Consider the following 17,765-nt stretch of genomic DNA (forward strand, 5'->3'; position numbering starts at 1 on the left):
GGATAAGCGCAAATGGTTTAAAGATGAATGCGTCTATGCGCAGTGTTTTATGCGCCCAGTTGCAGCTTGCCTGCGTAGTCTTTGGCAAACTGGTAGGCGACGCGGCCGCTGCGGGCACCTCGCGTGTGGTAAAACTGTAGGGCGGCGTGGCGGGCAGCGTCATCCATGGGGATGCCAAAGGTTTGCAGCCAGTGCTCGGCGATGCTCAGGTATTCGTCCTGGTCAAAGCTATAGAACGAGAGCCACAGGCCAAAGCGCTCGGCCAGTGAGGTTTTTTCGTCTATGGTGTCGTTTTGGCGGATTTCACCTTTATCGACAATTGGCTGGTTGTCCGCCATGTATTCCGGCATCAGGTTTTTGCGGTTTGAGGTGGCATAAACCAGCAGGTTAGGCGATGCATTTTCAATTGAGCCATCCAAAATGACTTTGAGCGCTTTGTAGCCGGTGTCGTTGGCTTCAAACGTAAGGTCGTCACAGAAAATAATAAATTTTTCCGGCCGCTGGCGTATCAATTGCGCAATTTGTGGCAGGTCATTGAGATCCTGCTTTTCAACTTCGATCAGGCGCAGGCCTTCGGCGGCATAGCTATTGAGCAGAGCTTTGACTAATGATGATTTGCCGGTGCCGCGTGCGCCTGTGAGCAACACGTGGTTGGCTGGCAAGCCTTGCAAAAACTGCCGGGTGTTGCGCACAACTTCGGTTTTTTGTCGGTCAATAAAGTGTATGTCTTGCAGCAATACTGCATGTGGGTGGTCCACGGCTTGTAGCTGGCCTTGTGCGCCGTGCTTGACCCAACGCCAGGCGATGGCCTGCCAGTTGATGTCGGCGGGCGGTGCGGGTAGCAGGGTTTCCAGGCGCGTGATGAGTTGTTCGGCACGCTGCAGCAAGTGTTCAAGTGAGTTCATGCGGATAGCTTGGTGAGAAAAGACAAACGAGCGGTTATTGTACACAATGAGGCAGGCGCCTGTTAGTACAAGTTGGGCCGCAACTGGATCGCAATTGGGACTGCCTTTAGCGCAAAATAGACTGTGTTTGTGTTACCTTGTGCGGCTTGTTTGTTAAGCTGGTGGAATGTTCATGCATCAACAAAAGATCATCCTGGCGTCACGCAGTCCGCGTCGTGTGGAATTGCTGGCGCAGTTGGGCGTGCAATGCGAAATTGTGCCTGCCGATATCGACGAATCCAGTTTGCCGGGCGAAGATCCCGCACAATATGTGTTACGCCTGGCGCAAGAAAAGGCGCTTGCTGTGGCTGCGGTGCATGGCCAGCGTGGTTTATCGATTCTGGCGGCGGATACGACCGTGGCTTTGGGGCTGGATATTTTAGGCAAACCGGCAGATGCTGGTGAGGCCATGGCCATGCTTTCGCGTTTAAGTGGCAGTATTCATGTGGTGCATACGGCAGTGGCGGTTTATCAGGCCGGTCAGGTACGTTGTTTACTCAATACCACAGAGGTTGAGATGATGCAGGTGCCACAAGCGGTGTTACAGGACTATATCGCCTCGGGCGAGCCGATGGATAAGGCAGGTGCCTATGGCATACAGGGGCGCGCCGGGGCGTGGATCAAGCGCATTGATGGCAGTTATAGCGGTGTGATGGGTTTACCGCTGCATGAAACGGCGCAGTTGCTGCACGCATGGTAAACTTTGTATAAAAGATAATGAATCGGGATCGGGTAAAGCAATATGTCATTGGCGCAAGAAGTACTGATTAACGTCACGCCGCAAGAGACGCGCGTGGCGATTCTGGAGCAGGGCATTGTGCAGGAGCTGCATATTGAGCGGGCTTCATCACTGGGGATTGTCGGCAATATCTATCGCGGTACCGTGGTGCGCGTATTGCCAGGCATGCAATCCGCTTTTGTCGAGATCGGCTTGCAACGTGCGGCTTTTCTGCATGCAGCGGATATCATGGAGTGTCATTCAGAAGATGGCGCGGTTAAAACCGCCAGGCCGATTCAGGAGGTCTTGCATGAAGGCCAGTCGATTATTGTGCAGGTGATTAAAGAGGCGATCGGCACTAAAGGCGCACGTTTGACCACTGAAATCAGTATTGCGGGCCGCTTTCTGGTCTATTTGCCATACCAGAAGCACATTGGTGTCTCTCAGCGCATTGATATCGAGGAAGAACGCGAGTTTTTACGCAATCGCCTGCTGGGCTTGTTGCCGGAAGATCGTGAAGGCGGTTACATTATCCGCACCATGTCTGAGAATGCGACTGATGAAGAGTTGCTGGCGGATATTGAGTACCTGCGCAAAGTCTGGCAAAAAATCCAGGCCGAAAGCAAAAAAGTTGGTGAGCGTTCGCTGATTTTTTATGACCTGAGTTTGCCGCGCCGCATTTTGCGTGATGTGGTGTGTACCGAAACCACCAGTATTCGTGTCGATTCGCGCGAGATGTTTGAGCGCCTGAAAGAGTTTGCCGAGTTGTATGTCTCACACGCCGTCAAACCGCTTATGCACTACAAGGGCGAGCGTTCGCTGTTTGAGTTTTATGACATTGAAAGCGAAATCGAAAAAGCCTTGTCGCGCAAGGTGGAACTTAAGTCCGGCGGCTATCTGATTTTTGACCAGACCGAGGCGCTGACCACGGTAGACGTCAACACCGGCAGTTTTGTCAGTGGCAAAAACCTGTCTGATACCATTTTTAAAACCAACCTTGAAGCGGCGCAAACCATTGCGCGGCAACTGCGTTTGCGCAACCTGGGCGGCATTATCATTATCGACTTTATTGATATGGATGAAGATGCGCAGCGTGAGTCGGTGCTGGAGGAGTTGCGCAAGGCGGTGACGCTGGATAGGGCGCGTATCAATGTCAACGGCTTCTCTGCACTGGGCCTGGTTGAGTTGACGCGCAAGCGCACACGCGAGAGCCTGGCGCATTTGTTGTGTGAATCTTGCCAGGTCTGTCAGGGTCGTGGCGAACTCAAAACTGCGCAAACCATTTGCTATGAAATCATGCGCGAAGTATTGCGTGAGTCCAAGCAGTTTAAAAGCGCCAAAGAATTCAAGATTCTGGCGTCACCTGAAGTGATTAATATGCTTGGCGATGAAGAGTCGCAGAGCTTGGCCAGTTTGTCTGACTTTATTAAAAAACCGTTGTCGCTGCATCCGGATACGCAGTACGGACGGGAAGAGTTTGATATTGTGTGGATATAAATAAAAAAGGACGACAAGCTGTCGTCCTTTTTTATGTTTTTGCTTGTCTTAAAGAATACTCACTGCCAGGCCTGGCAGCACAATATGGCTGATCATTTGCAATAAAATCAGCGCGACCAGTGCAGAAAAGTCAAAGCCCTGAATCGGTGGCAAAATGCGGCGTAATGGCTCCAGAATGGGCGCTGACAGTTGGGTCAAGACACCGTAAATCGGGCTGTAAGGGTTGACCCAGCTTAAAATCGCCATCAGTAAGATCGCATAGAAAAACACATCTACCATTTGCCCCAGCACGCCAAACACTGCTTGCCATACCCAGAAAAACGGTGAGGCAGGTGCGCCAGTCAGCAAGGCCAACAGGGCAAACAAAATAATCTGCATCAATAAGGCCAGCAGCAATGTCGATAAATCCCACTGCTTGATCGGGCGAATCAGCTTACGTGCGGGTTTGACCATAAAGTCGGTCAGTGCCATGGTCATTTGACCCAAAGGATTTTGGAACGAAGTACGTGTCCATTGCATTAAAAAACGCAGTACCAGTAAAAACGTCAGCATGCCGAAGGCGGCATTGAGTAAAAAAGTCGTCATGTTTTGCAACATCATGCTTGTGCTCCCAGTTGATCACCCAGTTCTTTGGCGCGGCGTGCGGCTTGCGCAGCGGCATCTTGCATCATGCCATGAATATCATGCTCGCGCATGCTGAGCAGCCCTTGCTCGGTCGTGCCGCCCTTGGAGGTGACCTGCTCACGCAAGGTCGAGATCGGCGTGCTGCTGCCAGCGGCCAGCAGGCTGGCGCCTTTAAACGTCGCCAGGCTCAGTTTGAGCGATTGTGCTTCACTGAGGCCTAATGCAACGCCCGCCGCAGTCAATGCTTCTATCATCAGGAACACATAGGCCGGGCCGCTGCCAGAAATGGCAGTCACGGCATCCAGTTGCACTTCATCGTCCAGCCACACAACTTCGCCTGCGGCTTGTAACACCGCATCGGCCAATGCGCGTTGCGCGGCCGAGACTGCAGGCAAGGCATAAACGCCGGTAATCCCGGCCTGAATCTGGGCCGGGGTGTTCGGCATGGTGCGCACGATGGTTTGATAGCCATTTAACCAGCGACTCAGATCCGCCGTGCGTATGCCCGCAGCGACCGACACCACTAACTGTGATTGCAGCAAGGGGGCCAGCGCCAGCGCCACGCTTTGTAATTGTTGCGGTTTGACGGCTAGCACAATGATGTCGGCCGCCAGTGACTCTGCCGTCAGGCTGGCACTGGTGTGGATGCCCAAAGTCGTTTGCAGGTGTGGGTGTTTGGCCGTATCCGGGTCAACCACAGTGATGTTCTGCATGTTAAATGCGCGCTGTTGCAGGCCTATCATCAAGGCTTGTGCCATATTGCCGCCGCCAATAAAGGCAATGCGTGTGGCTGAAAGTGATTGCATGGTGATCAGGTTCCTTTTATCACTGAATCTGTGGGTAAAGAAGGGGTGCGCGTACCAAAAATGGCCGTGCCTATACGTACCAGCGTCGCGCCTTCGGCAATGGCAGCCGCAAAGTCGCCACTCATGCCTATGGATAATGTGTCTAGTTGCAGGCCATGGCTGTTCAATTGTTCAAACAGGGCGCGCACCTGCCGAAATTGGTCACGCTGCTGCTCAATGTCACTGCAAGGTGCCGGAATTGCCATCAAGCCGCGTAGCTGCAAGCGTGGCAACTGTTTGATATTTAAGGCGAGTTCCAATAACTCCTGGCCACTGGCACCACTTTTGCTTGCCTCTTCGCTAATGTTCACTTGCAGGCAAATATTGAGTGGAGCCAGCGTTGACGGGCGTGCATCAGACAGGCGTTGTGCAATTTTAAGGCGATCTACCGAGTGTACCCAGTCGAAATGACGGGCAATTGGCTGTGTTTTATTGCTTTGAATTGGCCCGATAAAGTGCCATGCTATAGCACAGTCTTCAAGCTCAGCCTGCTTTTGCAGGGCTTCTTGCAGGTAGTTTTCGCCAAACACGGTTTGACCAGCGTCATAGGCGGCGCGAATCGCCGCTGCCGGTTGCGCTTTGCTCACTGCGCATAGCGTGACAGGTTGCGTGGCCTGAAAACGTGCCTGTGCGTCTGCGATCTGTTGGCGGATACAGGCAAGATTGTCAGAGAGGGCAGTCATGGCAGCTAAACAAGTGTCGAAGAACTAAGAATACAAAACTAAAGCAACATTATATAAATAATCACTGGAGTCGATTGTGGATATTTCAGATTTATTGGCATTTTCAGTTAAAAATAAAGCGTCGGACTTACATTTGTCCTCCGGCCTGCCACCGATGATTCGTGTGCATGGCGATGTGCGCAAGATCAATTTGCCAGCCATGGATCATGCCGAAGTACACCGCATGCTGTATGACATCATGAACGACAGCCAGCGCAAAATCTACGAAGAAACCCTGGAATGTGACTTCTCGTTTGAGATTCCTGACCTGGCGCGTTTCCGGGTTAACGCCTTTAACCAGCAACGTGGCGCTGGCGCAGTATTCCGTACCATTCCGAGCAAGGTGCTGACGCTGGATGAGCTGAATGCCCCCAAAGTATTCAAGGACATTGCTGATACACCACGTGGCATTGTGCTGGTGACCGGGCCAACCGGTTCCGGTAAGTCCACCACACTGGCGGCGATGATTGATTACATCAACGAATCACAGATGTCGCATGTGCTGACGGTGGAAGACCCGATTGAATTTGTGCACACCTCGAAAAAGTCGTTGATCAACCAGCGTGAAGTCGGCCCGCATACGCAATCGTTTGAGAATGCGTTGCGCTCTGCGTTGCGTGAAGACCCGGATGTGATCCTGGTGGGGGAGATGCGCGACCTGGAAACCATCCGCCTGGCGTTGACTGCGGCCGAAACCGGTCACCTGGTATTTGGTACCTTGCACACCAGTTCTGCGGCAAAAACCATAGACCGGGTGGTCGATGTGTTCCCGGCGGCGGAGAAGGAAATGGTGCGCTCCATGCTGTCTGAATCGCTGCGTGCCGTGATTTCACAAACCCTGTGTAAAACCAAGGATGAGCAAGGCCGTGTCGCCGCGCATGAAATCATGATGGGCACCCCGGCCATTCGTAACCTGATTCGTGAAAACAAGATTGCCCAGATGTATTCTGCGATCCAGACCGGCCAGAGCCTGGGCATGCAAACCCTGGACCAGAACCTGCAAGACCTGGTAAAACGCAATGTCATCAGTGCTGCTGAAGCGCGCACCAAGGCCGCGAACCGTGACGCTATCATCGGCTAACAATATGGACAGCACGCAAACGACGGGCGATCACGCCCATACGGAGAAGTTCGTCACTGACCTGCTGAAACTGATGGTCACGCGCAAGGCTTCAGACTTGTTTATCACGGCGGGCTTCCCGCCAGCGATGAAGATAGACGGCAAGCTGACGCCGGTGTCCTCACAAACCCTGAACACCCAGCAAACCGCCGAGATCGGTCGGGCGGTGATGAACGATAAGCAGGCGCTGGAGTTTCAGCAGACGCTGGAATGTAACTTTGCCATCAGCATGCCGTCCGTCGGCCGTTTCCGCGTCAATGCGTTTATTCAACGTAGTGCGGTCGGACTGGTGTTCCGGGTGATCAATACCAATATCCCCAAATTTGATGAATTAAAGTTACCGCAGATTCTTAAAGACGTGGTGATGGCCAAGCGTGGTCTGATCATTTTTGTTGGCGGCACCGGTTCCGGCAAGTCGACCTCGATGGCTGCCATGCTGGGGCATAGAAACGAAAGTAGCTACGGCCATATTATTACCATTGAAGACCCGGTCGAGTTTATTCACGGCCACCGCAATTGTATTGTCACCCAGCGTGAGGTTGGTGTGGATACCGAAAGCTGGCATGCGGCGCTTAAAAACACGCTGCGCCAGGCGCCGGATGTGATTATGATCGGCGAGATCCGTGACCGTGAAACCATGGATTACGCGATTGCTTTCTCTGAGACCGGCCATTTGTGCCTGGCCACTTTGCACGCCAACAGTACCAACCAGGCGCTGGACCGGATTATTAACTTTTTCCCTGAAGAGCGCCGGCAACAGTTATTGATGGACTTGTCGCTTAACCTGCGCTGTGTCGCTTCGCAGCGATTGATTCCAAAAATTGATGGCAGTGGGCGCGTGGCTGCGGTGGAAGTGTTGTTACATTCACCGTTGATTTCTGACTTGATCTACAAAGGTGATGTGCACGCGATTAAAGAGATCATGGCCAAATCACGCGAACTGGGCATGCAAACCTTTGACCAGGCCTTGTTTGATTTATTTGAGTCGGGCCAGATCAGTTATGACGATGCCTTGCGCAATGCCGATTCAGTCAATGATTTACGCCTCAAGTTTAAGCTTAACAGCAAGATGGCGAACCCTGAGAATCAGGAGCGCGGCAAGATTTCTGACCTGGATATCTTGTAGTCAGCCCACGCCCGGTTTCAAAACGCTGCACATAAAAACGCCTGCGATGTGGCCATACATCGCAGGCGTTTTTGTTGAGGCTTACACGCTGGTTTACACGGTAGTTTGCAAGGTTTCTTGCTGGAACACCAGGTTGCCCTGCGTGAAGGTGGTGGTCACTTTGCCGGTGACTGCATGATGCACAAACGGCGTATTCTTGCCTTGGCTCAGCAGGGCACGGCCATCCACACGCCACTCCATTTCCGGGTCATAAATCACGACGTCTGCCGTTGCCCCTACCTGCAAATCACCTGCATTAACGCCAAGGATATTGGCGGGTGCTTGCGTGATTTTGGCCAGCGCTTGTGTGGGAGATAGCTTGGCTTGTGCCGCCCATTTTAAGGTCAGTGGCAGCAACAGTTCGAGCGCAGAGGCGCCCGGATGTGATTCGGCAAATGGCAGCGCCTTGGCGTCATCGTCCACCGGCGTATGGTCGGAACAAATGGCATCCAGCGTGCCATCCAGCAAACCTGCGCGCAGCGCGTCGCGGTCGCGTTGGGTACGCACGGGTGGTTTTAAATGCACCATGCTGTCAAAAAAGCCGATATCCATGTCGGTCAGGTGCAGATGCTGAATACTCACATCTGCCGTTACCTGCATGCCGGATTGTTTGGCCTGGCGAATCAGTTCCACGGACTCTGCGGTAGAAACGCGGGCGATATGCAGCCTGACGCCGGTGGCTTGCGCAATGCGCAGCATGGTTTGCAAAGCGATGCTTTCTGCCGCAGAAGGAATGCCTTTCAGGCCTAATCTCGAAGCGACCTCGCCATCATGCGCGACACCATTTTTGGCCAGGTAAGGATCTTCGGCACGCATAAACAGGGTATAACCAAAAGAAGCCGCATATTCAAAGGCGCGCCACAGTACTTGCGTATCGACAATGGTGGTGTCTGCCTGCGAAAAGCCTACGCAACCTGCCGCAGTCAGGGCGTACATTTCTGTGAGCAACTGGCCTTGCAACTGGCGCGTGACGGCGCCTAGCGGATAGACATGCGCCAGTGCCTGTGATTTGGCCCTGTGTTTGAGCATTTCGACCAGGCCGGGTTCATCCAGCACCGGGTCGGTGTCTGGCGGGCAGGCCAGGCTGGTGACGCCACCGGCCATGGCCGCGCGTAATTCGCTCAGTAGTGTGGCTTTATATTCACTGCCGGGCTCGCGCAGGCGGGCGCACAAATCGACCAGGCCAGGTAACACCCATTTACCGCTGGCATCCAGCGTTTGGTCTGCCTTGAAGTTTGCCGGTGCCTCACCGATAGCGACAATTTTGCCAGCACTGATATACAGGTCTTTGACCTGGTCCAGTTGCTGGCTGGCATCCATCAGGCGGCCTTGTTTAATTACGATGTTCATGCGGCGTTGCCCCCTCCCAGAATTGCCATCACCGCCATGCGGACTGCGATACCATAAGTCACTTGCGGCAGAATCACTGACTGTTTGCCATCTGCGACTGCCGAATCAATTTCTACACCACGGTTCATCGGGCCAGGGTGCATCACAATGGCATCCGGCCTGGCCAGCGCCAGTCGCTCTGGCGTCAGGCCAAAGGTCTGGAAAAACTCTTGCGAACTGGGTAGCAAGGCGCCAGACATGCGCTCGTTTTGCAGGCGTAGCATCATGACCACATCAACGTCTTTCAGGCCTTGTTCCATATTGTGGAATACCTGCACGCCGAGTTTTTCCACGTCTGTTGGCAGCAAGGTGCGTGGTGCGATGACACGTATTTCGGGTACGCCTAGCGTCGTCAAGGCATGAATTTCGCTGCGGGCGACGCGGGAGTGCAGTACATCGCCAACAATCGCCACACGCAGGTTGTGCATTTCCGGTTTGTATTTGCGGATGGTAAATACATCCAGCAAGCCTTGTGTCGGGTGCGCATGACGGCCATCACCCGCATTAATGACGCTGATATGCGGTGGCACATGCTGCGCAATAAAGTGCGCGGCGCCGCTTTGCTGGTGACGCACAACAAACATATCGGCGTGCATGGCAATCAGGTTGTTTACCGTGTCTAAAATCGTCTCGCCTTTGGATTGCGACGAGGTGCTGACGTTGAGGTTAAGCACATCGGCCGACAGGCGCTTAGCGGCAATTTCAAACGTGGTGCGCGTGCGCGTACTGTTCTCAAAGAAAATATTGCAAACGGTTTTGCCACGCAACAGCGGCACTTTTTTGACTTCACGCTCGGCCACGCCGACAAAGTTTTCGGCCGTATCCAGAATGTCGGTCAAAATGCGTTTGGGTAATCCTTCGATACTCAGCAGATGCTGTAGTTGTCCTTGCGCGTTGAGTTGCGGGTTATGCATGGTCGTCAGCTCCAGGCTTGGCAGGCGAGGCCGATTCAGAAATGCTGAGGCTTAAGCGCCCCAGCGTGTTCATGGCCAGATCAAACGATTGATGCGCCTGTAAAGGCAGGTCGGCACCGACCATGTCTGGCCGGATTGGTAACTGTGCGCCACCACGGTTGATCAGGGCAGCCAGTTGTACCGAGGCCGGACGGCCATAGTCAAACAGTTCATTCATGACCGCACGCGTGGTACGACCGGTATAAAAAATATCGTCGATCAGGATAATATGCTTGCCATTGATATCGAACGGGATATAAGCCGGGTGCGCGGATGTTTTCAAACCGCGTTGTGCATAATCGTCCCTGTACATGGCTGCATCCAGCTTGCCAAACAGGATGTCATGCCCTAGCTCGGTTTGCAGGCGCTTGAGCAGCCTTTCCATGAGCCAGACGCCGCCGGTGTAAATGCCAACCAGGGCAGTATTTTCCTGTATGCGAGGCTTGAGTTGCTGGTATAAATGCTCTAGTAGTTGTTCGGGGTCAGGTAATGTCATGAGGGGATTGTGCTATGCACGTCCATGATAAGCATCAAAATAGGATTGTAATATAGTTTGTGCGGCAACCTGGTCCAGCAGCGGCTTTTGTGCACGGCCTCTCACACCCGCTTCATACAGCGACTGTGCTGCTTCAGCAGAAGACAGGCGCTCGTCTACCATCACGACCGGCAGGTTGAAGCGGCCTTCGAGGCGCTGGGCAAATTTTTGCGCCAGCGCAGTCATGGCATGGGATTCACCATCCATAGACATCGGTAAACCAACGACCAGCAAGACAGGACGCCATTCTTGCAGCAGCGCATCAATGTGCGCAAATTTGGCGGCATTTTCTTCTGCTTCTATGGTGAGCAGTGCGTGTGCCAGCTTGAGCAGGGTGTCGCCAACGGCCACGCCTATGCGTTTTTCACCAAAATCAAAGGCAAGCACCGTGCCACTGACATCCGGGTAACGGCGTTGGGTAATCGGTAAATGGCTTTGATTGAGAGGCTGTTTGCCGTGCTTGACCGCATCAGGCATGGCCAGCGACCTCGGACAGGGTGGCAAAGTCTACCCCTAATTGCTGCATGGCCCAGGAGAGTTTGTCATCATTGGGCAGTTTGAAAATCAGCTTATGTAGCTGCTGGTTGTCCTCGAGCGGCAACGTCAGCCAGGCATTGGCCTGGATTTCTTCCTCAAGTTGACCTGCGGACCAGCCGGTATAACCCAGCGCGATAAACATGTCTGGTGGTGCTTCATCACGCGCCGCCGCTTCCAGGATATCTTTGGAGGAAGTCATGGCCAGTCCTTCTGACAACTCCATCGTGGTGTTGAATTCAGTGGCTGGCGTATGCAGCACAAAGCCGCGCTCCACTTGCACCGGGCCGCCAAAATGCACTTGCCGTTCCTGCTGGTAGTTGGCATGGCATTCCATATCCAGTTGCTCAAACAGGTCGCCTACATTTAGCTGCAAAGGGTGGTTGAGTATCATGCCCATGGCGCCATCCTGGTCGTGGTTACACACCAGAATCACGCTTTTGCTGAAGTAAGGGTCTTCCATGGCCGGCATGGCGATCAAAATCTGGCCGGTGAGATTCAGACGCATGTCATTGCTGTCTAACGATAACTGTTCACTCATACAGGGCTAGCTTCTTCCGCGCTCAAATAACCGGTAATCTCCAGGCCAAAGCCATCCATGCTTGGCATTTTGCGCGGGGCGGCCATCAGGCGCATTTTCTTCACTCCAAGGTCGAGCAGGATTTGTGAGCCGGTGCCGTAATTGCGTAATTCCTGGTTCACCACCAGCTTTTGGTCCGCGCGCAAAATGCGGTCGGTCAGTCCCAGCCCGTCTTCATCGCGATTGATCAGCACAATCACGCCGCAAGGCGCGGTGCTGATAATACGCATGGCGTGTAACAGGTTCCAGCTATGCGCCTGGTGGCTGCTATCCAGCAGGTCTATCATGGACAAGGGTTCGTGCACCCTTACCAGCGCTTCTTCGCTGGTTTGCGGATCGCCTTTGACCAGCGCCAGATGTGTTTCCTGTGCGATATTGTCGCGGTAGGCGATCAGGCGCATCGGGCCAAACACGGTCTCGATATTGCGCTCGGCGCTACGCTCAATCAGGGTCTCGTGTGAGGCGCGGTAATGAATGAGGTCGGCAATGGTGCCGATTTTAATATCATGCTCAGCCGCGACCTGCATCAGGTCTGGCAAGCGTGCCATTTCGCCGTCATCTTTCAATATTTCGCAAATGACGCTGGCAGGTTCGCAGCCGGCCAGTTGTGCCAGATCGCAGCCTGCTTCCGTGTGTCCGGCACGGACCAGCACGCCGCCATTCATCGCTGAGAGCGGGAAAATGTGGCCAGGACTGACCAGGCTGCTGGCGTTGGCTTGTTTGGCAATCGCTGCGCGTATCGTTGTGGCGCGATCAGCCGCAGAAATACCGGTAGTCACGCCTTCGGCTGCTTCAATGGATACCGTGAAATTGGTGCCGAGGCGGGTGCCATTTTTTTGCACCATGGGCGGTAAATCCAGCTGGCGGCAGCGCTGCTCGGTCAGGGTTAGGCAAATCAGGCCGCGGCCAAATTTGGCCATGAAATTGATATGCTCTGCGGTGACAAACTCAGCGGCAATGACAAAATCACCTTCATTTTCACGGTGTTCGTCATCGACCAGGATGACCATTTTTCCGGCACGGATATCGGCAATGATGGCTTCAATAGGGCTAATCTGCGCCGACATTATTCTTGCTCCCAGGCTTGCATACGCTCAACATAGCGTGCAATTAAATCGATTTCGAGGTTGACCGGGTCTCCGGCCTTGGCGTATTGCATGATGGTGTGTTGCATGGTGTGCGGGATCAGGTTAATACTGACCTCGTCCTGGCTGATTTCGTTCACGGTCAGGCTGATGCCGTTTACACACAAAGAGCCTTTCTTCGCGACGTATTTGCTGATGGCATGCGGGGCGCGTATCTTCAGCAGCCAGCATTCGCCTACCTCTTGCAAGGCGGTAATGGTGCCTATGCCATCGACATGGCCGGTGACCAGATGGCCGCCCAGGCGGTCAGCCAGGCGCAAGGCTTTTTCCAGGTTGACCGGGCCTGGTTGGCCCAGTCCGGTAGTCACGTCCAGCGTGACTTTTGACACCATGACCTGAAAAGCGTGCGCGTCGAATTCAGTCACGGTGAGACATACGCCATTAACGGCGATGCTATCTCCCAGTTGCACATCTTGCATTCCCAGTTCCGCGGCTTCAATGCGTAATGCGCAATCTTCACCATGCGGAACCACTTCGGCAATCCGGCCGACGGTTTGAATAATCCCAGTAAACATGGTGTGATTTTATCAGTGCTGCATGCTAAAGTAATCACATTCCATCAACATTTTTCAATAGTAATGGTCGGGGGATTCTTGTGCGCCTGGATGATTTAGAAGAAAGCCAGCATGTCGAAGACAGTCGTGGCCGTGGAATGGTCGGTGGCCGCAGTATCGGCATCGGCACCATTGCGATTGCGCTGGTGGCCATGTATTTTGGCGTGGACCCCAGCCTGGTGTTGAATATCGCGCAGCAAGCGCAACCGGCGGCCGAGTCACAAACGGTGCCTGCGGATAGCAATGACCCCAAGGTCAAGTTCGTTTCCCGCGTGCTTTGGAGCACCGAGCAAGTGTGGCAAAGCACGTTTTCAGCGGCCGGCCAGCAATACACGGCACCTAATCTGGAAATTTTTAGCGGTGCGACACAAACAGCTTGCGGACAGGGGCAGGCGGCGATGGGGCCGTTTTATTGTCCGGCAGACCAGAAGGTGTATATCGATTTAAGTTTTTACCAGGAGCTGCAGGAACGCTTTAAAGCACCAGGAGATTTTGCCCAGGCCTATGTGATTGCGCATGAGGTCGGGCATCATGTGCAAAACTTGCTGGGCACTTCGGAAAAGGTACAGCAAGCGAGGCAACAGGCACGTTCTGAGGCTGCCTCCAATGCCTATTCAGTGCGGCTGGAATTGCAGGCGGACTGTTACGCAGGCGTCTGGGCGCATCATGCTGACCAGCAGTTCCGTATTCTGGAAACCGGTGATATTGAAGAGGCCTTGCGCGCCGCCACGGCCATTGGCGATGATGCGTTGCAAAAACAGGCGCAGGGGTATGTGGTTCCTGACAGTTTTACGCATGGCAGCTCTGAGCAGCGTGTCCATTGGTTTAAGCAAGGGTTGCAATCTGGCAAAGTGAATGATTGCAACACATTTAAAGATGCAGTTTAAGCGGTAGAAGTGAGTGATGGCAGAAGAAAAAGGATTCAATCAGGATCAGCAGATCGAAACCCATTTGATTGAGACTACGGTGTCCAGCGAAATTATGGCGCAAGGCAAAATGCTGACCGTGCGTTATGACCAAGCACGTTTACCTAACGGCGTGATTAGTGGTCGTGAGTATGTGATACATCCTGGCGCGGTGGTGGTGGTCGCATTGACGCAAACAGGCGACGTAGTGCTGGAGCGCCAGTTCCGCTATCCACTCAAGCAGGTATTTATTGAGTTGCCTGCAGGCAAAATTGACCCCGACGAGCCGGTATTGACCACCGGCCAGCGCGAGTTGCTGGAGGAAACCGGCTACACAGCACAAACGTGGGTCAAATTGGGTATACAACATCCCTGTATTGGTTATTCCAACGAAGTGATTCATATCTATCTGGCCACCGGATTGTCACTCGGTGAGCACGCCAGGGATATTGATGAAGCGATGGATGTGTTTGTCTGGCCGTTTGAACGCGTGATGCAGGCGATTGAAGCCGGCGAGATCACCGATAGCAAAACCATGTCTGCCATGTTGCTGGCCGAACGCTATTTGCGTAAACACCCGCTTCCAGAGATCAAGGGTTAGTCAGTATGCGCATATTGCAAATTGGTTGTGGTGGTTTGGGAGCCTTGATCGCAGAGGCAAGCCTGGCCCAGGGGCATGCACTGACCATCGTCAGGCGTTCCCAGCTGCCGGTCCCTGCCGGGGCGCAGGCGATATACCTGGATGTGATTGCCGAAAAAAGCTTGTCCGTGTTATCTACTTTGCAGCCGGAAATTCTGCTGTATTGTCTGGCGCCTGTAGAAGGGCAAAGCTATCAGCAAACCTATGTGCAAGGTCTGCGTCAGGTGCTGGCACATGTGCCAGTGGCTTCATTGAAACACGTCTTCTTTATTTCCAGCACCGGCATTTATGGCGAAGATCATGGTGAGTGGATTGATGACGAGACGCCAGCCCTGCCTGCGGATGAAGGTGGGCGCGTCATGCAGGAAGCCGAGCAGCTACTGGCACAGTTGCCTTGTGGCCATACGGCGCTGCGGGTGTCGGGGATTTATGGCCCACAACGGCTTTATTTGTTACGGTTACTGCAAAACAGCGCACGCTGGCCCGCGCAGGTGCATTGGACCAATCGTATGCATGAGCTGGATGTGGCCGCGGCGGTGGTGCATTTGTATCAGCAAGTCATGGATGGTGTGGTGTTACCAGAGCATTGTATTTTGACTGATGGTGTCCCCGCCATGCAGCATGAGGTATTACAGTGGCTGGCCGCGCAGCAGCAAGTGCCAGCGCCATCAACGCCGCCATTGCAGCCGCAGTCTGGTAAACGCATCCGTAACCGTTTCTTGCAACACACAGGATTCAAGCCGCAATTTGCCGATTATCAGGCAGGCTATGCATCCATTTTATCCAGCCTGAATTAGTGTCTATGAAGAACGTAAAAACAACCGGGAAGTGGCAAGCTGTATGGAGCGGGTTATTGGTGGCGGGGCTCGCTATCACCAGCGATTTGAGCAGTGCTGAGGATGACGATGGCTTTAAGTTGTGGGTGACAGCCATGCGCCAGGAGGCGCTGGCATTACATGTGGCACCAGCCGCGGTGGATGCGACACTCAACCAGGTGACTTTCTTGCCACGTTTGATTGAGCTGGACCGCAAGCAGCCAGAGTTTGTCACCAGTTTTTCAGCCTATGTAAACCGCCGCATTAACCCGCGTGTGGTGGCTAAAGGCAAGCAGATGGCGCAGGACTACCAGGGCGTGCTTTATGTGGTCGAAGAGTTGTATCAAGTGCCTCGCGAGGTGCTGGTGGCTTTTTGGGGGCTGGAAACCAATTTTGGTGGTTTTATGGGCGATATCCCGTTGGCTTCTGCCTTGGCCACACTTTCTTATGAAGGGCGCCGGGCCGAGTTTTTTAAACGGGAATTATTGAACCTGATGCGCGTGGTCGAGCGCGAGCAGCGCTATGACAGCCCGGTGGTGGGCTCCTGGGCAGGCGCAACCGGGCATATGCAGTTTATGCCATCTACCTTGCTCAAGTATGGTGTGGATGCCGATGCTGACGGCAAAATAGATATCTGGAATTCTTACCCGGATGTATTCAGTTCGGCGGCCAACTATCTGTCACAAGCAGGTTGGCAGCCAGGCAAGCCGATTAGCATTCAGGTGGCCTTGCCTGCCGGATTTGATTACAGCCAGGCGCAATGGCAGCTGAATAAGCCCGTCAGTGATTGGGTAAAAGCGGGGGTTGCTGGCGTGCCTGACAGCGCGCTGGGCTTGCCGCAGGCCGCTATTTTGTTGCCACAAGGCTATGATGGCCCGGCGTATATGGTGTTCCCAAATTTTGATGTGATCATGCAGTGGAACCGCTCCATTAATTATGCGCTCAGTGTCAGTTTACTGAGTCAGCAATTGCGCCAGGACACGTACACGCTGATGATGCCGCCAGAGCCGCCCGCACTCAGTTATCAGCAGATGTGGTCTTTGCAGGAGGCGCTGAATGCCAGAGGCTTTGATTGCGGGTCGCCGGATGGCTTCCCGGGGGCGAAAACGCAAGCGGCTATCCGACGTTACCAGGCCAGTAAAGGGTTGCCACAAGATGGCTACGCCGGGGCAGATATTTTTAGCCGTTTGACGGCGCAAGTGCAGTCGGCACAGTAACGACGTAAAAACTAGCGTGTTTTAAACCAGCCGGTGACGCTGACGCGTGGCAAGGTGGCGGGTAACACTTTATGCCAGAACCTGGCGGATAGAAACAACACCAGCCTGCCTGCTGTTGGCAATATATCAATGTGTCTTGCATCTTGTGCGGGTGTTTGTGTGTGCTCGTCCAGATACAATCGCAACGCGCCGCCAGCTTCTTCTGGCCAGTCATCATTATTTAAATAAATAATCGAGGTCAGCGTTCTTGCACCAGGCGCTGCCTGCGCGCGGTGTTGGCGAAACTGGTCTATATGCGTGGCATAACCGGACGAGCCTGCCGGGTAAATGGCAAAGTGCGTTTCAAAACTGTCCAGCCCCATCATCAATTGCCGGTTGACGGCTTGTTGCACTTCAGCCAGAAATGCCAGATAGTTCTGGATCGCTGGATGCGGATCACCGGGCTCCAGCCAGGCAATCTGGTCGCCGCGCAACTTGGGGTTGTTAACCGCTGACTGGCTGGTGCCGGCCTGGTGCATCTGCCCTTGCTGTTGTTGATCAAGGGCGATGGTACGCAGTGCTTCAACCAGATCCGCCGGTAAAAACTGATCAATCACGCAATACTGCTGTTCGAACAGTGTGTCGATGATAACGTCTGTTATGCGATCGGAGAGTAAAGGCGGTAAGGCTGCAGTGCTTGTCATGCGCATATTATAAGCGCGATACCATTGCCTAACCGATGGCTTTCGGATAGAATGCGCAACCTTATTGATTCGCAGCAACTGCTGCGCAATACAATAGTCGCGTAGCTCAGCTGGTTAGAGCACCACCTTGACATGGTGGGGGTCGATGGTTCGAGTCCATTCGCGACTACCAAATAAAAC

At 53.7% G+C, this 17,765-nt stretch carries 20 protein-coding genes and 1 tRNA gene; 9 read left to right on the plus strand and 12 right to left on the minus strand.

Annotation, left to right across the window (positions count from 1 at the left end; all coding sequences use genetic code 11):
* Window positions 1-47: 47 nt before the first annotated feature.
* Window positions 48-905, minus strand: coding sequence for an ATP-binding protein (locus B3355_RS01565; RefSeq protein ID WP_292779587.1), 858 nt, complete (start codon window positions 903-905; stop codon window positions 48-50).
* 166 nt (window positions 906-1,071) lie between these two features.
* Here B3355_RS01565 and B3355_RS01570 point away from each other — a divergent pair, with 166 nt between their 5' ends.
* Both B3355_RS01570 and rng read left to right on the plus strand, forming a co-directional pair.
* Window positions 1,072-1,644 (plus strand): Maf family protein, encoded by a 573-nt coding sequence (locus B3355_RS01570; protein ID WP_292779589.1) that lies wholly within the window; start codon window positions 1,072-1,074, stop codon window positions 1,642-1,644.
* 48 nt (window positions 1,645-1,692) lie between these two features.
* Window positions 1,693-3,159: a ribonuclease G gene (gene rng, locus B3355_RS01575; RefSeq protein ID WP_029512331.1), complete on the plus strand. Its 1,467-nt coding sequence runs from the start codon at window positions 1,693-1,695 to the stop codon at window positions 3,157-3,159.
* Window positions 3,160-3,207: 48 nt separating this feature from the next.
* On the opposite strand, the gene B3355_RS01580 is transcribed toward rng, so the two are convergent.
* From B3355_RS01580 to B3355_RS01590, 3 genes are read right to left on the minus strand one after another with little or no spacing between them, the layout of a single operon-like run.
* Window positions 3,208-3,756, minus strand: a complete 549-nt coding sequence (locus B3355_RS01580; protein ID WP_414683405.1) for a YggT family protein — start codon at window positions 3,754-3,756, stop codon at window positions 3,208-3,210.
* Window positions 3,756-4,589, minus strand: a complete 834-nt coding sequence (gene proC / locus B3355_RS01585) for a pyrroline-5-carboxylate reductase (protein WP_292779593.1) — start codon at window positions 4,587-4,589, stop codon at window positions 3,756-3,758. The genes B3355_RS01580 and proC overlap by 1 nt, the downstream gene beginning before the upstream one ends.
* Before the next feature lie 5 nt (window positions 4,590-4,594).
* Entirely contained in the window at window positions 4,595-5,311 is a 717-nt protein-coding gene (locus B3355_RS01590) for a YggS family pyridoxal phosphate-dependent enzyme (RefSeq protein ID WP_292779595.1), read from the minus strand.
* A 76-nt stretch (window positions 5,312-5,387) separates the two neighbouring features.
* Between B3355_RS01590 and B3355_RS01595 the strand changes: the two genes are divergently transcribed.
* Window positions 5,388-6,431, plus strand: a complete 1,044-nt coding sequence (locus tag B3355_RS01595) for a type IV pilus twitching motility protein PilT (RefSeq protein WP_019881732.1) — start codon at window positions 5,388-5,390, stop codon at window positions 6,429-6,431.
* A 4-nt stretch (window positions 6,432-6,435) separates the two neighbouring features.
* Complete coding sequence (locus B3355_RS01600; RefSeq protein WP_047514263.1) at window positions 6,436-7,596, plus strand: PilT/PilU family type 4a pilus ATPase; 1,161 nt, start codon at window positions 6,436-6,438, stop codon at window positions 7,594-7,596.
* Between the two features lie 93 nt (window positions 7,597-7,689).
* On the opposite strand, the gene B3355_RS01605 is transcribed toward B3355_RS01600, so the two are convergent.
* Genes B3355_RS01605 through B3355_RS01635 form a run of 7 tightly spaced genes read right to left on the minus strand, consistent with a single transcriptional unit; the run spans window position 7,690 to window position 13,286 of the window.
* Window positions 7,690-8,985, minus strand: coding sequence for a dihydroorotase (locus tag B3355_RS01605; protein WP_019881734.1), 1,296 nt, complete (start codon window positions 8,983-8,985; stop codon window positions 7,690-7,692).
* Entirely contained in the window at window positions 8,982-9,938 is a 957-nt protein-coding gene (locus tag B3355_RS01610; protein WP_019881735.1) for an aspartate carbamoyltransferase catalytic subunit, read from the minus strand. The genes B3355_RS01605 and B3355_RS01610 overlap by 4 nt, the downstream gene beginning before the upstream one ends.
* Window positions 9,931-10,473, minus strand: a complete 543-nt coding sequence (gene pyrR, locus B3355_RS01615) for a bifunctional pyr operon transcriptional regulator/uracil phosphoribosyltransferase PyrR (protein ID WP_292779601.1) — start codon at window positions 10,471-10,473, stop codon at window positions 9,931-9,933. The genes B3355_RS01610 and pyrR overlap by 8 nt, the downstream gene beginning before the upstream one ends.
* A gap of 12 nt (window positions 10,474-10,485) precedes the next feature.
* On the minus strand, window positions 10,486-10,989 hold the full coding sequence (gene ruvX / locus B3355_RS01620) for a Holliday junction resolvase RuvX (RefSeq protein ID WP_292779603.1): 504 nt from the start codon (window positions 10,987-10,989) through the stop codon (window positions 10,486-10,488).
* Complete coding sequence (locus tag B3355_RS01625; RefSeq protein ID WP_019881738.1) at window positions 10,982-11,587, minus strand: YqgE/AlgH family protein; 606 nt, start codon at window positions 11,585-11,587, stop codon at window positions 10,982-10,984. The genes ruvX and B3355_RS01625 overlap by 8 nt, the downstream gene beginning before the upstream one ends.
* Complete coding sequence (gene ribBA / locus B3355_RS01630) at window positions 11,584-12,693, minus strand: bifunctional 3,4-dihydroxy-2-butanone-4-phosphate synthase/GTP cyclohydrolase II (RefSeq protein WP_019881739.1); 1,110 nt, start codon at window positions 12,691-12,693, stop codon at window positions 11,584-11,586. Before ribBA ends, B3355_RS01625 begins: the two co-directional genes overlap by 4 nt.
* On the minus strand, window positions 12,693-13,286 hold the full coding sequence (locus B3355_RS01635) for a riboflavin synthase (protein WP_024929716.1): 594 nt from the start codon (window positions 13,284-13,286) through the stop codon (window positions 12,693-12,695). The genes ribBA and B3355_RS01635 overlap by 1 nt, the downstream gene beginning before the upstream one ends.
* 80 nt (window positions 13,287-13,366) lie before the next feature.
* On the opposite strand from B3355_RS01635, the gene ypfJ reads away from it, so the two are divergent.
* The 4 genes from ypfJ to B3355_RS01655 are packed head-to-tail and all read left to right on the plus strand — an operon-like array spanning window position 13,367 to window position 16,902.
* Window positions 13,367-14,212 (plus strand): KPN_02809 family neutral zinc metallopeptidase, encoded by an 846-nt coding sequence (ypfJ, locus tag B3355_RS01640; protein WP_292779606.1) that lies wholly within the window; start codon window positions 13,367-13,369, stop codon window positions 14,210-14,212.
* Between the two features lie 16 nt (window positions 14,213-14,228).
* Entirely contained in the window at window positions 14,229-14,831 is a 603-nt protein-coding gene (locus B3355_RS01645; RefSeq protein WP_292779608.1) for an NUDIX domain-containing protein, read from the plus strand.
* A gap of 5 nt (window positions 14,832-14,836) precedes the next feature.
* Window positions 14,837-15,667 (plus strand): hypothetical protein, encoded by an 831-nt coding sequence (locus B3355_RS01650; RefSeq protein WP_292779609.1) that lies wholly within the window; start codon window positions 14,837-14,839, stop codon window positions 15,665-15,667.
* A gap of 5 nt (window positions 15,668-15,672) precedes the next feature.
* On the plus strand, window positions 15,673-16,902 hold the full coding sequence (locus B3355_RS01655) for a lytic murein transglycosylase (protein ID WP_292779610.1): 1,230 nt from the start codon (window positions 15,673-15,675) through the stop codon (window positions 16,900-16,902).
* Between the two features lie 11 nt (window positions 16,903-16,913).
* Here the strand turns inward: B3355_RS01655 and B3355_RS01660 are convergent, their stop codons facing one another.
* Window positions 16,914-17,498: a 2OG-Fe(II) oxygenase gene (locus B3355_RS01660; RefSeq protein WP_292779612.1), complete on the minus strand. Its 585-nt coding sequence runs from the start codon at window positions 17,496-17,498 to the stop codon at window positions 16,914-16,916.
* 182 nt (window positions 17,499-17,680) lie between these two features.
* Between B3355_RS01660 and B3355_RS01665 the strand changes: the two genes are divergently transcribed.
* Window positions 17,681-17,757: transfer RNA gene (locus B3355_RS01665), tRNA-Val, on the plus strand.
* The last annotated feature ends 8 nt before the right edge of the window (window positions 17,758-17,765 follow it).

The organism is Methylophilus sp. UBA6697 (assembly GCF_002454655.1).
In the GTDB taxonomy this organism is placed as follows: Bacteria; Pseudomonadota; Gammaproteobacteria; order Burkholderiales; family Methylophilaceae; genus Methylophilus.